Source organism: Bartonella rattaustraliani AUST/NH4 (assembly GCF_000312565.1).
GTDB lineage: Bacteria > Pseudomonadota > Alphaproteobacteria > Rhizobiales > Rhizobiaceae > Bartonella > Bartonella rattaustraliani.
Map to the genome: position 1 here is coordinate 1 of NZ_CALW02000006.1, position 13,940 is coordinate 13,940.

The 13,940-nt window shown below is 38.7% G+C and carries 11 protein-coding genes and 1 pseudogene; 9 read left to right on the forward strand and 3 right to left on the reverse strand.

Annotation, left to right across the window (positions count from 1 at the left end):
• From BN67_RS00310 to BN67_RS14665, 4 genes and pseudogenes are all read left to right on the forward strand, one after another.
• The coding region (locus BN67_RS00310) for a peptidylprolyl isomerase (RefSeq protein ID WP_026088070.1) at positions 1-320 on the forward strand (320 nt) is incomplete at its 5' end.
• A gap of 136 nt (positions 321-456) precedes the next feature.
• Positions 457-1,695 (forward strand): bifunctional glutamate N-acetyltransferase/amino-acid acetyltransferase ArgJ, encoded by a 1,239-nt coding sequence (gene argJ, locus BN67_RS00315; protein WP_026088071.1) that lies wholly within the window; start codon positions 457-459, stop codon positions 1,693-1,695.
• Between the two features lie 141 nt (positions 1,696-1,836).
• Positions 1,837-2,250 carry an 8-oxo-dGTP diphosphatase MutT gene (gene mutT, locus BN67_RS00320; protein WP_019222187.1) on the forward strand — a complete coding sequence of 138 codons (414 nt, stop codon included), beginning with the start codon at positions 1,837-1,839 and terminating at the stop codon, positions 2,248-2,250.
• 776 nt (positions 2,251-3,026) lie between these two features.
• Positions 3,027-3,692 (forward strand): annotated as a pseudogene (locus tag BN67_RS14665) (Arm DNA-binding domain-containing protein); the annotation flags it as partial.
• A gap of 230 nt (positions 3,693-3,922) precedes the next feature.
• On the opposite strand, the gene BN67_RS00335 reads toward BN67_RS14665, so the two are convergent.
• The gene (locus BN67_RS00335) at positions 3,923-5,551 is read right to left on the reverse strand and encodes an MFS transporter (protein WP_019222192.1); all 1,629 of its coding nucleotides are present in this window, start codon (positions 5,549-5,551) and stop codon (positions 3,923-3,925) included.
• A gap of 324 nt (positions 5,552-5,875) precedes the next feature.
• Here BN67_RS00335 and rpsO point away from each other — a divergent pair, with 324 nt between their 5' ends.
• The 3 genes from rpsO to BN67_RS00350 all read left to right on the forward strand — a co-directional run bounded on the left by rpsO (position 5,876) and on the right by BN67_RS00350 (position 9,664).
• Complete coding sequence (gene rpsO / locus BN67_RS00340; RefSeq protein WP_019222193.1) at positions 5,876-6,145, forward strand: 30S ribosomal protein S15; 270 nt, start codon at positions 5,876-5,878, stop codon at positions 6,143-6,145.
• A gap of 260 nt (positions 6,146-6,405) precedes the next feature.
• Positions 6,406-8,598 (forward strand): polyribonucleotide nucleotidyltransferase, encoded by a 2,193-nt coding sequence (gene pnp, locus BN67_RS00345; RefSeq protein WP_019222194.1) that lies wholly within the window; start codon positions 6,406-6,408, stop codon positions 8,596-8,598.
• 67 nt (positions 8,599-8,665) lie between these two features.
• Entirely contained in the window at positions 8,666-9,664 is a 999-nt protein-coding gene (locus BN67_RS00350; protein WP_019222195.1) for a class I SAM-dependent methyltransferase, read from the forward strand.
• 19 nt (positions 9,665-9,683) lie between these two features.
• Here BN67_RS00350 and hslU read toward each other — a convergent pair whose 3' ends face one another.
• A complete protein-coding gene (hslU, locus tag BN67_RS00355; protein WP_019222196.1) occupies positions 9,684-10,994 on the reverse strand; it encodes an ATP-dependent protease ATPase subunit HslU in 1,311 nt (436 codons plus the stop codon).
• Positions 10,995-11,579 (reverse strand): ATP-dependent protease subunit HslV, encoded by a 585-nt coding sequence (hslV, locus tag BN67_RS00360; protein ID WP_019222197.1) that lies wholly within the window; start codon positions 11,577-11,579, stop codon positions 10,995-10,997. It abuts the gene before it with no gap.
• A gap of 221 nt (positions 11,580-11,800) precedes the next feature.
• Between hslV and BN67_RS00365 the strand changes: the two genes are divergently transcribed.
• Positions 11,801-12,790: an asparaginase gene (locus tag BN67_RS00365; RefSeq protein ID WP_019222198.1), complete on the forward strand. Its 990-nt coding sequence runs from the start codon at positions 11,801-11,803 to the stop codon at positions 12,788-12,790.
• A gap of 144 nt (positions 12,791-12,934) precedes the next feature.
• Positions 12,935-13,933, forward strand: coding sequence for a type I pantothenate kinase (coaA, locus tag BN67_RS00375; RefSeq protein ID WP_019222200.1), 999 nt, complete (start codon positions 12,935-12,937; stop codon positions 13,931-13,933).
• The last annotated feature ends 7 nt before the right edge of the window (positions 13,934-13,940 follow it).

Below are 13,940 nucleotides of genomic sequence, written 5' to 3' on the forward strand. Positions count from 1 at the left end.
AGTCTTTCGAAGATGCTGCATTTGCTTTGAAAGTTGGTGAATACACTAAAAAGCCTGTTGAAAGTCCTTTTGGTTGGCATATCATTAAGGTAGAAGATCGCCGTTTGAAGGAACCTCCTGTCTTTGATGATGTAAAGGAGATCTTGCGTACACAGCTCATAAAAGAGCACTACCAAAAATTAATTGCTGATTTGCGTAGTAAACTAGATATAAAATATCCTGATCCCAATGTTATTAAATTGATGCAATCTCTTAATCAAAATGAGACACCACTTTCTGATGAAACCTCCGATGATTCCGATGAGGAAGAAGGAGAATAACATTAAAAGCTAAGCGATTTGAGAGATTGGCTTTATTCAAAGAGCTTAGCTGTTTTTTGCAAGAAGTATTGTTTTTCTGCTCGCATTAAGTTGTCATGAGGTTCTGTTTATTTTTATGGAAAGTGAAAACTGCACAGTGGATTTTAAAATATCACCTTTATCTCCCTCAAAAATACAGAATCTCCCATCCTTACCGGGTGTGCGTATAGCAACAGCTGAAGCTGGTATTAAATATAAAAGGCGCACAGACCTTCTTTTCATCATATTTGATGAGCCCGCAAGTGTGGCAGGTGTTTTTACGCGCTCAAAATGTCCGTCTGCTCCTGTAGAACATTGTCGGGCTTCACTTCCTCATGGAATTGCAAGGGGTGTTGTTGTTAATTCTGGGAATGCAAATGCTTTTACGGGGCGCAAAGGAAGGCATACAACAAATGAAATCACGTGTGCAGCAGCAAGCGCTTTAAAGGCCAGAGAAAATGAAATTTTTATAGCTTCTACGGGTGTCATTGGCGAACCAATGGAGGCATCAGGCGTGGTGAAACTTTTACCAACTATGGCAAAAACAGCAGAAAAAGGAAATTGGTTGGAAGCTGCAAAAGCCATGATGACAACCGATACCTTTCCAAAACTTGCTACGCGCCGATTTGATTGTGGGGGGGAGATTGTTACCATTAACGGAATTGCAAAAGGCGCTGGTATGATTGCACCAGATATGGCAACAATGCTCTCGTTTGTGGTGAGTGATGCGTGTATTTCTTCAGATATACTCCAATCTATGTTGTCAGAAGCGGTGCAGGATTCTTTTAATTCCATTACTGTTGATAGCGATACTTCAACATCAGATACCCTCATGATGTTTGCAACGGGAAAAATAAAGGCAAAGTTCCCTTGTCTTACGAGCCAATCTGATCCACGTTATGAGGTGTTTGTAAAGCAATTGAAGACGCTTTTGCATGAACTTGCATTACAAATTGTTTGTGATGGTGAAGGCGCTCGTCATTTAATTGAGGTGAATGTGATGGGCGCTACAACAAAAAGTGCTGCTAAGACTATAGCCTTATCCATTGCCAATTCACCACTTGTAAAAACAGCTATTGCCGGTGAAGATGCTAACTGGGGGCGGGTGGTTATGGCCGTTGGTAAAGCCGGAGTTGAAGTAGACCGTGATCTGTTAGCAATTTGGTTTGGTGAACATCGTTTAGCTGTCAATGGTGAGCGAGATCCTGAATATTGTGAAGAGACAATAAACGCATATATGCGAGGAAAACACATTACAATTCGTGTTGATATTGGTTTGGGAACCGGTCAAGCGACGGTTTGGTCATGCGATTTAACGAAAGAATATGTGATGGTTAATGGCGACTACAGAAGCTAACGCATGTATCATAAATTTGACATTCGGTGTCTTTAATATTTTTTCAGACAAGGGGAGAGTTAGGCTTTTTTATTTTAGGGTAGGGGGGGGGTATGATAGAAAAAAGAGTTGTTTTTATTATCCCAGTTGGTGGAGAATAAGATGTCTATAGAAAGTTCACTTCTGCTAGTTGTTGCATGCGCATTATTAGATACAGATAATCGTGTTTTGCTTACAGAGCGTCCTCAGGGAAAATCACTGGCTGGTTTATGGGAGTTTCCGGGCGGAAAGATTGAACAAGGTGAAACACCAGAAGTATCATTGATTCGTGAGTTAGAGGAAGAACTTGGTATTTATGTTCAGCAAGATGATTTATATCCCTTAACATTCGTAAGTCATAGCTATAAAACATTTCATATCTTAATGCCGCTGTATCTTTGTTATCATTATGAGGGTGTGGCACGGGGACGAGAAGGGCAAAGTTTAAAATGGGTTTTTATCGGTGATCTTGATAAATATCCCATGCCTGATGCTGATAAGCCATTGGTACAAGCATTAAAAAAGCTCCTTCTTTAATCTGTTTGTCAGAAAAAGATATGGTTTAAAAAATAGAGGCATTTGTTCTATGAGGTAATAAAGAGGATTTTATTCAGATTTCATCATCATCGTGATACATCCATGCATAAGGGCTTATTCGCAAGAAGTTTATGGAAGTGCAATGCATTTATGTATTTGTTTTAAAGAAACATTATGGCTCAAAAAGTCTATTTTACGACCTATACCTAAAGAATATCATGCAAAAGTTCGTCATGGAGCATTATTTTTGCTTATACAAAATACAAGCAGGCATTCTCATCTTCTTTGCCAATTTTTCTTTATGAACAACAGAGTCTTGGATTGGGAGGGTTTATAAGGAACATTTTTTCTTTCTTCAAGCGAGTTTCCCCCTCAGTTTCTTCACTTGTGCTGTGCCAAGGGAAATCATTTTAATTGTTTCATTATGCAAAAAGGCATGAGAAGATTTTGAGATATTTTGGCTTCTTAATTCAAGAGATAAAATTAATGAATGATCGTTGTAACGCAATAAATTGATTTTAGAGTCTGACTCTCTTTTGTAAAATAAAGCGTAAGAAGTTTGTCTGTATCATTGAAGCAGTTTCTTTAATGATAGTTCGAATCAATATATTGATTTATAAGAATTATTTTTCGTTTCTTGCCTTGAATTATCACCACGAATATTGTAAAACCCTTCCATCTCAAACTACTTTATGTTGAATCAATTTTATTCATTTGGCTTTACACTATCAGCAGGGTTGATCTGTGGATAAAAATGAGAGAAGAAAAGAGGAAAAATGCTTCTCATGGACGGACTTCATGCAAGGGCTGTCGCAACACCCGCGCTGTAAAGTGAGTGATGGTGCTAGTTTATCCCTTTATCAGCGTGAAAATGATGGTGCGCGATGGATTTATCGTTATGCAATTCACCCACACCGTCGTGAAATAGACTTAGGGGCTCTAAGATTGGGGCTACAGAAGTCTCTTTAAAACAAGCCCGTGAACATGCAATACGGTAGCGTTCTGTTTTACATGAGGGGCATGATCCCATTAAGAACGTGAGAAACAAAAGCGTGAGGCAATGCGGTATCTTCATTATCTCAAAGACATTGCTTTAGAGACTTTTGAAAGCTGTAAAGCCGAATTAAAAGGAGATAGTAAGTCTTGACATTGGTTTTTATCTTTACAACTTTATGTACTCTCCAAATGAGGCTGTTTTTCCATTTCAGAAATTACATAAACAAATATACGTGATATGCCTACCCCTATGTAGCATACAAAAGCTGCAACAGTAGAGAGAGCACTCATTCTTCTTACTTCTTAAGTTTTGTTTCAAATATGCTGCTGCATTGGGATTGGATGTTGATTCACAGACAACAGAGAAAGCACGAGCCCTTTTAGGAAAACAACGTTATAAAACTATTAATAGACCTGCAATGGATTGGAGAGATACATGTGCTTATGCTGTCGTGTTTAAGAGTTTTTTAGAATGGAAAAACTCAGGGGTTAGCTTAAACAAATCGTAACACTCGTTTTTTTCATTGTTTGTTTTAGTAGAAATCTGTTCTTCATTGATCAAGTGCTTAATCATTGAACATCTAAAGTCTCTACTGTTTATGTTAATGAATTTACCCAATCAATGATATTGATACAATTGGATAGCTGAAAGAAAGTTTTTGTACGCTCTTAATCATCAAGGTAATTGGTTTGCAGAGGATTTTAAATGCATTTCATTGGCATGTGGTATCGTTTGTCGCTCAATCATGCGGTGTATTCTTATACCATCTGGCATACGATTTAAGTGGCGCAAAAGTTTGTTCACTTCTGCATCTGCTTTTGTACGACGGTGATTATGGCGCAAATAATCTACCCATGTTGGCATATGATATGCTTCTGTCCAATATTCAGGTCTTTCAAGGTCACGTAAAAGAACCCATTGACGGGCACCATCACGTAAACGAATATGGCGACGATGTGTCATCACTTTTAGAAACTCCTCAAGATCATTTTCATGAATTTGATAATCGATCATAATCATGATCGGACCACTTTGTGCTTTTAGGTCAAGCAAAAGCTCTGGTTCTCTAAAGTGATCAAGAGGATCAAAATCTATCTGAGGGATTTCTTGAATTTTAAATTTTATTCCTGCGAAAGCGCCAAAAATCAAGAAGAGAGAGCAAACGCTCAAAGCAATTGTTGGAGAATAACCATCTGCCAAGAATCCCCACATTGCACTCCCAATAGCCATTCCCCCATAAGAAGCGGTTTGATAAAGTGCTAAAGCACGTGCGACGACCCAGCGTGGTGTAGACAGTTGTACAGATGTATTAAACAACGATAATGCCAAAACCCAACATAAACCTGCAGGAAATAAGGCAATATGGCTTATAATCAATGAACGACTTATCGCCAAAAAAAAGCAAGCAGCAGCAAAACCAATAAACGCACTTGCAATAATTGTCTCTGAACGAAAACGATGACGGATAAATGAATTCGTCAGTCCCGCTGTCATTGCTCCTAAACCAAAGCAACCGAGCAATGTACCATAAAGAAGCGCATCTCCATTGAGAACTTTATGCACAACAATGGGCAAAAGCGCTAGAATCGAAATCGCTCCAATACCAAAAAGAAAGGCTCGAACCATAATATTGATAAGATTAGGTGACATGGCAACATAACGTAAACCATCTGAAACAGCCCCTAAAAGTCTTTCCCGTGGCAAAGTGCTGTTTTTATAGTCTTGTTTCCATAAAAACAAAGCACTAATTAAAGGAATATAGCTTATTGCATTGAATAAAAAAGCTGCGCTGGCACCTAACGTTGCGATAATCGCACCACCTATAGCAGGACCAACACTACGCATCAAATTAAAACCAACACTGTTTAAACTAACAGCAGATGGAATATTTTCTCTGCTCACGATATCGCCTATCGTTGCTTGCCAAGAAGGATAATAAAAGGCAATTCCACAGCCAATGAAGAATGTGAAGCATAATAAAAGCCAAGGCGTTATAAAACCCATATAGGATAAAATAGCTAAACTCATTGAAATAATCATCATCATAATTTGCGCACACAACATAATTTGACGTCGATTAAAATTGTCAGCTAGTGCTCCTGCCATGAGAGAAAAAATAACCAGTGGTAATGTTGTAGCACTTTGAACAAGACCAACCATGGAATGCGAAGAACTAATCAATGCCATGAGCCATCCTGCTCCAACGGCTTGTATGAGTCCCCCTAAATTAGAAATGAGAGTGGATGCCCACAAATTTCGAAATATCGAATTACGAAAAAGTTCTAATGTTGGAATATTTTGCATCTTTTCCTTCCAAAGCGGACTTTTACTACTTTTGCTATTATATATATACTTTGTAAAGAAGAAATCTCTGTGTCGAAATGACACATAATTCTTTAAAAAATTCTCATAAAGTTATTGTAAAAATAAATATTTTAAAAATAAAATCCTTCCTTACAAGAAGGTCTTTAAAATGCTTTCAGGGACTAGTATTTTCACCTTCTTTCCTATATAGGTGCTAAAAGCAAGTAAGAGTCTTCAGTTCTTCTTGTTGGTCGTAGACCCTTGCTGAACGACATCTCGGCTATGGGTGGCTTTTGTTTCTTCGTTTTTTGAAAGGATAATACGATGTCGATTACAGCTGAACGTAAACAAGCTCTTGTCGCAGAATACGCTAATAAAGATGGTGATACAGGATCACCAGAAGTACAGGTTGCTGTACTCTCTGAACGTATTTCTAATTTGACGAACCATTTTAAATCGCACAAAAAAGATAACCATTCTCGTCGCGGTCTCCTGAAGATGGTTTCTCAACGTCGTCGTCTTCTTGATTACCTTAAAGGAATTGATCAAAATCGTTATCAAACACTTATTAAAAAGTTAGGTTTACGTCGCTAAGAGATACAGTGGGTGGGGCATATTGTTAAAAAAATCCACCCATTTTTTAACTTGTTGCTTTTAATTAAAAACTTTAAAAAATGGCAAGTAATTATGATGAGGCAGGATTGCTAAGTTCTTCATACATCAATTGCGATTTATTTTCTTTATCGCAAAAACCAGAAGTATTTTGTTATCCTGCCTACAGCTTTTAGATTTGCTATGCAAAGCCAGAATATGAGCATTTCAAGATGTGAACACTGGTCGTTTAAGGATAAGAAATGTTTAAAACGCATAAGATAGAAATTGAATGGGCCGGTCGTCCACTTACCATTGAAACAGGGAAAATTGCGCGTCAAGCTGATGGTGCAGTGATCGCTACTTACGGAGAAACTATTGTTTTAGCAACCGTTGTGTCGGAAAAAAGCCCAAAACCAGATCAAGATTTTTTCCCCCTTACTGTCAATTATCAAGAAAAATTCTATGCTGCTGGTAAAATACCTGGTGGTTATTTAAAACGTGAAAGTCGATCAAGTGAGAATGAAACTTTGATTTCACGTTTGATTGATCGTCCGATACGTCCCCTTTTTGTAGATGGTTATAAAAATGACACACAAGTCATTGTTTCTGTTATACAACATGATCTCGAGAATAATCCTGATATCCTTGCAATGATTGCTTCTTCTGCTGCGCTCACTTTGTCGGGTGTTCCTTTTATGGGACCGATTGCAGGGGCGCGTGTTGGCTACTGTAATGGGCAATATGTTCTCAATCCTCATATTGATGAAATGCCGGAATCGAAACTGGATCTTGTTGTTGCCGGAACAGAAAGTGCTGTGTTAATGGTTGAATCGGAAGCACAAGAATTGCCGGAAGATATCATGTTGGGAGCGGTGATGTTTGGGCATAAAGGCTTTCAACCTGTTCTTGATGCTATCATTAGGCTTGCTGAGGTTGCTGCAAAAGATCCACGTGATTTTGTTCCTGAAGATCTGTCTGATCTCGAACAATCTATGTTGGAAATGGCTGAACAGGATATACGGAAAGCTTACACCATAACGGATAAACAAGAGCGTTATGCTGCTGTTGATGCAATAAAAGCAGAAGTCATCAATAAATTTATGCCAGAAGAAGGGGACTGTCACTTTAGTGCAGATCAGATTGCAACTGTCTTCAAACAGTTGCAAGCAAAAATTGTCCGTGGGAATATTCTTAATACGGAAAAGCGTATTGATGGACGTGATCTTTCAACAGTACGCCCTATCCAATCCGAAGTTAGTCTTTTACCCCGTACACACGGATCAGCGCTCTTTACCCGTGGAGAGACACAAGCGATGGTTGTTGCAACACTGGGAACGGGTGAAGATGAACAATATGTCGATTCTTTAACAGGTCTGTATAAGGAAACCTTCCTTCTCCATTACAATTTTCCGCCATTTTCAGTGGGTGAAACAGGACGGCTTGGTTCTCCTGGACGTCGTGAAATTGGCCATGGTAAATTGGCATGGCGTGCAATTCATCCGATATTACCAAGTAAGGAATCTTTTCCTTATACCATTCGTGTGGTTTCAGAAATTACGGAATCGAACGGGTCCTCCTCCATGGCAACCGTTTGTGGGACTTCACTTGCTCTTATGGATGCTGGTGTTCCTCTCGCACGTCCCGTTGCAGGTATTGCTATGGGTTTGATTAAAGAAGGGGAGCGCTTTGCTGTTCTGTCTGATATTTTAGGGGATGAGGATCATCTGGGCGACATGGATTTTAAAGTAGCTGGGACAGAAAATGGTATTACCGCTTTGCAAATGGATATCAAAATTGACGGCATTACTGAAGAAATTATGAAAGTTGCGCTGGAACAAGCTAAGAGTGGTCGAATTCATATTCTGAGTGAAATGGGCAAAGCTTTAACCAGTGCACGCGCTGAACTGAGTGAATTTTCTCCACGTATCGAAGTTATGAGCATTTCTGTTGATAAAATTCGTGATGTTATCGGTTCTGGCGGTAAGGTTATTCGAGAAATTGTTGAACAGACGGGGGCAAAAATTAATATTGAAGATGATGGAACGATTAAGATCGCTTCTGCTGATGCTAAAACTATTGAGGCGGCAAAACGCTGGATTCATTCAATTGTTGATGAACCTGAAGTTGGTGCTATCTATCAAGGGACAGTTGTAAAAACTGCAGAGTTTGGTGCATTTGTCAATTTCTTTGGCTCACGTGATGGGCTTGTTCATATCTCTCAACTCGCCTCTGAACGTGTCACAAAAACAACAGATGTTGTAAAAGAAGGTGATAAAGTTTGGGTCAAGCTCATGGGCTTTGATGAACGTGGGAAGGTTCGCTTGTCAATGAAAGTTGTTGATCAACAGATCGGCGAAGAAATAACAGGTAATCAGGCGATAAAAGAAGAAAAAAGCGCTGCTGAAAACAGTAAGAGTGATAATAAGCGCCGTAGAAAGAGAAAAGAAGGATAATTTTTTCTTTTAATAATGAAATGCTGTTCCAATATGGGAATGGCATTTTTCTTTGAAAGAGTTATATGTGTTACTGTTTTTGCCCTTTGAAAATGACAGTCTGCCATTTCCAGATTCAGATCAATCTTGGGTAGGCGTTGGTTTAACAGAAGTTCCATCCCCAGAATGGGCACAAAACTTGGAAATTATAGCGCCTTGGCGCCCAGACTTTTTAAAATTTGCCAAGGCTCAATTTCACTGTTCTCCTCAAATAAATCAAACTTTCACCTATGAGGGTGCGTTTTTGCAATTGAGCAAATATCGTGGTTTCAATCAAAATTGTTTTCTTGATTTATTAGAATGTGTGAAACCTGGTGGGTGGATCATTATTGGTGGAGGTAAAACTGCTGGTGCGGCTTCAATGATGAAATGGGTTAAAGAAATTGTTCCCATTACCGAAAAATTGTCTAAAAACCATGGGCTCGTATTTTGGTTACAAGTTCCACAAAAACGAGAAAAAGAAAAGCTTGCACAATTACGCTCATCACCGCTTACTTTTGAAAATAAATTTCAAACCACTTCTGGTATGTTTTCGCATGGACGTATTGATCCAGGGTCTGCTGCACTTGCTTTGCATATGTCTAAGGTTATTTGCGGAAAGACTGCAGATTTTGGTGCCGGTTGGGGATTTCTTTCTTACGCTGCACTTGAAAGAAGTGAAAAGCTAACAAGTCTCGATCTCTATGAAGCCGATTACAACGCTTTAGAAGCAGCTAAACGGCATCTCGAATACCAAAAAACTTCTTGTTCGGTTCATTTTTATTGGCATGACCTTGTGCATGAAACAATTACGGATTTGTATGATACAATCATTTCAAATCCACCGTTTCATATACAAAAAACGACAGATATTTCCTTGGGACAGAATTTTATTATAAATGCTGCGCAATACCTGAAGCCAGGTGGCAAACTGCTTCTTGTTGCTAATCGCCACCTGCCTTATGAAACAGTGTTAAAAAATATTTTTCGTGCCGTAACAATACATGAAAAAGCGCATGGTTTCAAAGTTATCGAAGCGCGCCGTTAAACGAAAACAAACGATACCCCTAAAGAATAAAGCGTGAGAGATCGATATCAGCAGCAAGGTCTCCTATAGATTGTTTGACATAAGCCGCATCAACTTTAAAAACTGTTCCAGCCTTATCGGGTGCTGTAAAAGAAATTTCATCTAAAACGCGCTCCATCACTGTTTGCAAACGACGTGCTCCTATATTTTCAATTCTTGCATTTAAATCCACAGCGATATCCGCTAAAGCATCAATTGCATCATCAGTAATTTCTAAACGAACTTCTTCGGTTGCCATTAACGCAATATACTGCTTAATCAGGCTTGCTTCAGGTTCGGTTAAAATACGTCGTAAATCTTCCCTTGTGAGAGCATTGAGCTCTACACGGATAGGTAAACGTCCTTGAAGCTCTGGTAATAGATCAGATGGTTTTGAGACATGAAATGCACCTGACGCAATAAAAAGGATGTGATCTGTTTTAATTTGCCCATATTTTGTGGCAACAGTTGTTCCTTCAACCAAAGGCAAAAGATCACGTTGAACACCCTCACGGGAAATGGCAGCACTTGCACCACCATCTCGGGTTGCAATTTTATCAATCTCATCGATAAAAACAATGCCATCATTTTCAGCAACATGGAGTGCTTCTTGAATAATTTGATCTTTATCAAGAAGTTTTTCAGATTCATCATCTATGAGTGGCTTAAAAGCATCCTTAACTGTCGTTTTGTGAACCTTTGTACGACTTCCCATTTTGCCAAAAATATCTGACAAATTCATAATTCCCATTTGCGCACCTGGCATACCAGGAATATCAAAGGTTGGAGTATTATTGCTGTTATTCTCAGCTACCTCAATTTCAATCTCTTTGCTATCCAGTTCACCTTCACGCAATTTTTTGCGAAAACTCTCACGGGTGGCAGGACTTGCTGTCTTCCCAACAAGAGCATCTAAAACACGTTCTTCAGCATTCATATGAGCCTTTACTTCGATTTCATCGCGTTTTTTTTCACGTACAAGAGAAATAGCAATCTCAACAAGATCACGAATAATTTGCTCGACATCACGTCCCACATAACCAACTTCAGTAAATTTCGTTGCTTCTACTTTAACAAAAGGTGCTCCAGCAAGTTTTGCTAATCGACGCGCTATGCCTGTTTTACCAACACCTGTTGGTCCTATCATTAAAATATTTTTTGGCATAACCTCTTCACGCATTGGACCATCAAGTTGTTGTCTACGCCATCGATTGCGTAGCGCAATCGCAACAGAACGTTTGGCATCATTTTGACCAATAATAAAACGATCAAGTTCAGAAACAGTTTCACGAGGGGAAAATACAACACACATTTACATAACTTTCTCTAAAGAAGATAATTCTGCATCCAATGTTTCAATCGTAAAATGATCATTGGTGTAAACACAAATTTTAGCGGCAATATTCATAGCTTTACGAGCAATAGTTTCGGCATCCAAATCCTCTATCTCCATAAGTGCCTGAGCAGCTGAAAGAGCAAAATTTCCGCCAGAACCTATAGCCATAACTCCATCTTCTGGTTCTAAGACATCACCAAGCCCTGTAAGGGCTAAAGTTATTTTTTTATCAGCAACGAGCATCATTGCTTCAAGACGACGCAAATAGCGATCTGTTCGCCAATCTTTTGCAAGTTCGGCACATGCACGCATAAGCTGATCAGGGTATTTCTCAAGTTTTGTTTCCAATCTTTCCAGCAAAGTGAAAGCATCTGCTGTAGCACCTGCAAAACCAGCGATAACCGTTTCACTTTTGCCAAGACGACGAACTTTACGTGCATTGCCTTTCATAATTGTCTGTCCAAGTGATACCTGACCATCACCAGCCATCACAACTTTGCCACCTTTTCGTACAGTAATAATAGTTGTACCGTACATCATGTCCGGCTTATGTTCCGTCATAAGGAAACTCCTTAATATTAATCTCTATTTTTAATATTGATTTCTTTTCATTAAATGTAAAATCCAATCATTATTATCTTTATTTAAGAACATATACTGCAAAACACAATGTTTCAGTACGATTCAATTTGCTGAAATAAAAAAAATGATGTGATTGTTATCAATGAAAATTGTTGCTAAATAGTTTTTATAAACAGTTTGCGTCTTTTAAGGGAAAAATTATGAAAAAAATAGCAATAGGAACATTGGGAGGAACAATTGCGATGACGGCCGATAAATTTGGCCAAATGCAACCGACATTAACCTCGAATATCCTTATAAAAAGTGTTCCGGATTTAAATAAAGTTGCTGATATTCATGCACAAACACTCACACAATTACCGAGTGGATCTTTATCTTTTAAAATTCTTTTTGAAATAATCGAGTGGGCAACACAACAAATAGAGGCTGGTGCAGCAGGGATTGTTTTAACTCAAGGGACTGACACCCTGGAAGAAACCGCTTTTTTTCTTTCTCTTTATTGGAATAAAGCACAACCACTTATTGTAACTGGTGCGATGCGTATCCCCTCTGAAGCAGGCGCTGATGGACCTGCTAATGTTTTAGCAGCAGTGCGGGTTGCTGTGCATCCACAAAGCCGAAACAGAGGTGTTCTCGTCGTTATCAATGATAGCATTCACTCACCTTATTGGGTTCAGAAAAGTCATACCATAAAAATTGAAACATTTCAGTCCGGTCTCGCAGGTACTTTAGGGACTATTTTGGAAGGAAAGCCGATTTATTTCAATGATCGAAATTTTTTTCCGACAACATTTGATTTTCCTAAAAACAAAGATCATCAGGTTGCACTTTTACATTCTTCTTTATCTTCTGATACACAGTTAATAAAGTTCTGCCTTGAAAGTGGACATTATGCTGGACTTGTTATTGCCGGTTTTGGGTCAGGACATTGCAATTTTGAAGAAGCGGATATCGTGCGACAATATACAAAAAAAATGCCAATCATTATTGCTAGTCGTGCCTACAGTGGTTCAACAACCCGTGCAACTTATGGCTATAACGGTTCAGAAGTTGATATGATTGCTTCTGGCGCTCTCATGTCTGGTTATTTAACAGCCATAAAAGCGCGTTTACTTTTATGGGCCTTTTTGGCGCAAGGGTTACCATTGGAACAAATACGGTCACAATGGGGTGACTGGACTATCAGCTAATCAAAAGCCCCTTTGTTCTTATTTTTAAGGAAGAAAATATGCAAAATAACATTCGCTTAAATATAAAACAGCTTGTCTATCCGTCCTTAATTTATGACTCTTGTGCAAAAGATTCTGCGGTAAAACAAAGTCTCGACCAATAAAATGATTGATAGAACTCTTCCAAAAATTGATCAGGAAGATGATCTGGTCAAATGCGTTTTTGATCGATACTCACCCTATCGTATCTTTACTGCGCAAGAGTGGTCTCAGTTTCGTGCAGATACGCCCCTTACTTTGACCTTTGATGAAATTAAACGTTTGCGCTCGATTGATGATCCAATTGATCTTGAAGAAGTACAACGTATTTATCTTTCTTTATCGCGTTTGTTGTCATGCCATGTTGAAGCCGTACAGAAACTTTTTCACACGCGTCAGCAGTTTTTACATCAAGAAGGGAGCAGAAAAACGCCTTTTATTATTGGAATTGCGGGTTCTGTAGCGGTAGGAAAGTCAACCACTGCGCGCATTCTTCAAGAGCTTTTAAAACGTTGGACATCTAGCCTTAAAGTTGATTTAGTCACCACTGATGGTTTTCTCTATCCTAATGCGGTTTTACAGAAAAAAAATCGCATGCACCGTAAAGGATTTCCAGATTCCTACGACATCAAAAAATTATTATACTTTCTTGCTGCCATAAAAACAGGCATTGGAAATGTTCAAGCCCCACTTTATTCGCACATGACCTATGATGTTTTAGAAAACCAAACAATTACTATTAATCATCCTGATATTTTAATTGTTGAAGGTATTAATGTGTTACAGGTCAGTGATCTTCCTAAAGATGGGAAATTTGTACCTTTTGTTTCAGATTTTTTTGATTTTTCAATTTATGTAGATGCTGAGACGGAAATCATTCGACATTGGTATTTGGAACGTTTTAAACGTTTACGTAAAACGGCGTTTCAAAATCCTGAATCCTACTTTCATCGTTATGCACTATTGCATGAGGAAGAATCTTTAAAAATCGCTGACAATATCTGGCAAACAATTAATTTGAAAAATTTACAAGAAAATATCTTACCAACGCGCCCACGATCTAATCTCATTTTACACAAAGGAAAAAACCATTTGGTTGAATATGTCGCACTGCGACGATTATAAGGATTCT

What these genes read in the sequence shown, in the direction of transcription:
- mutT (WP_019222187.1), top strand. Translation starts at nt 1,837, where the DNA reads ATGTCTATAGAAAGTTCACTTCTGCTAGTTGTTGCATGCGCATTATTA.
- BN67_RS00335 (WP_019222192.1), bottom strand. Translation starts at nt 5,551, where the DNA reads ATGCAAAATATTCCAACATTAGAACTTTTTCGTAATTCGATATTTCGA.
- rpsO (WP_019222193.1), top strand. Translation starts at nt 5,876, where the DNA reads ATGTCGATTACAGCTGAACGTAAACAAGCTCTTGTCGCAGAATACGCT.
- pnp (WP_019222194.1), top strand. Translation starts at nt 6,406, where the DNA reads ATGTTTAAAACGCATAAGATAGAAATTGAATGGGCCGGTCGTCCACTT.
- hslU (WP_019222196.1), bottom strand. Translation starts at nt 10,994, where the DNA reads ATGTGTGTTGTATTTTCCCCTCGTGAAACTGTTTCTGAACTTGATCGT.
- hslV (WP_019222197.1), bottom strand. Translation starts at nt 11,579, where the DNA reads ATGACGGAACATAAGCCGGACATGATGTACGGTACAACTATTATTACT.
- BN67_RS00365 (WP_019222198.1), top strand. Translation starts at nt 11,801, where the DNA reads ATGAAAAAAATAGCAATAGGAACATTGGGAGGAACAATTGCGATGACG.
- coaA (WP_019222200.1), top strand. Translation starts at nt 12,935, where the DNA reads ATGATTGATAGAACTCTTCCAAAAATTGATCAGGAAGATGATCTGGTC.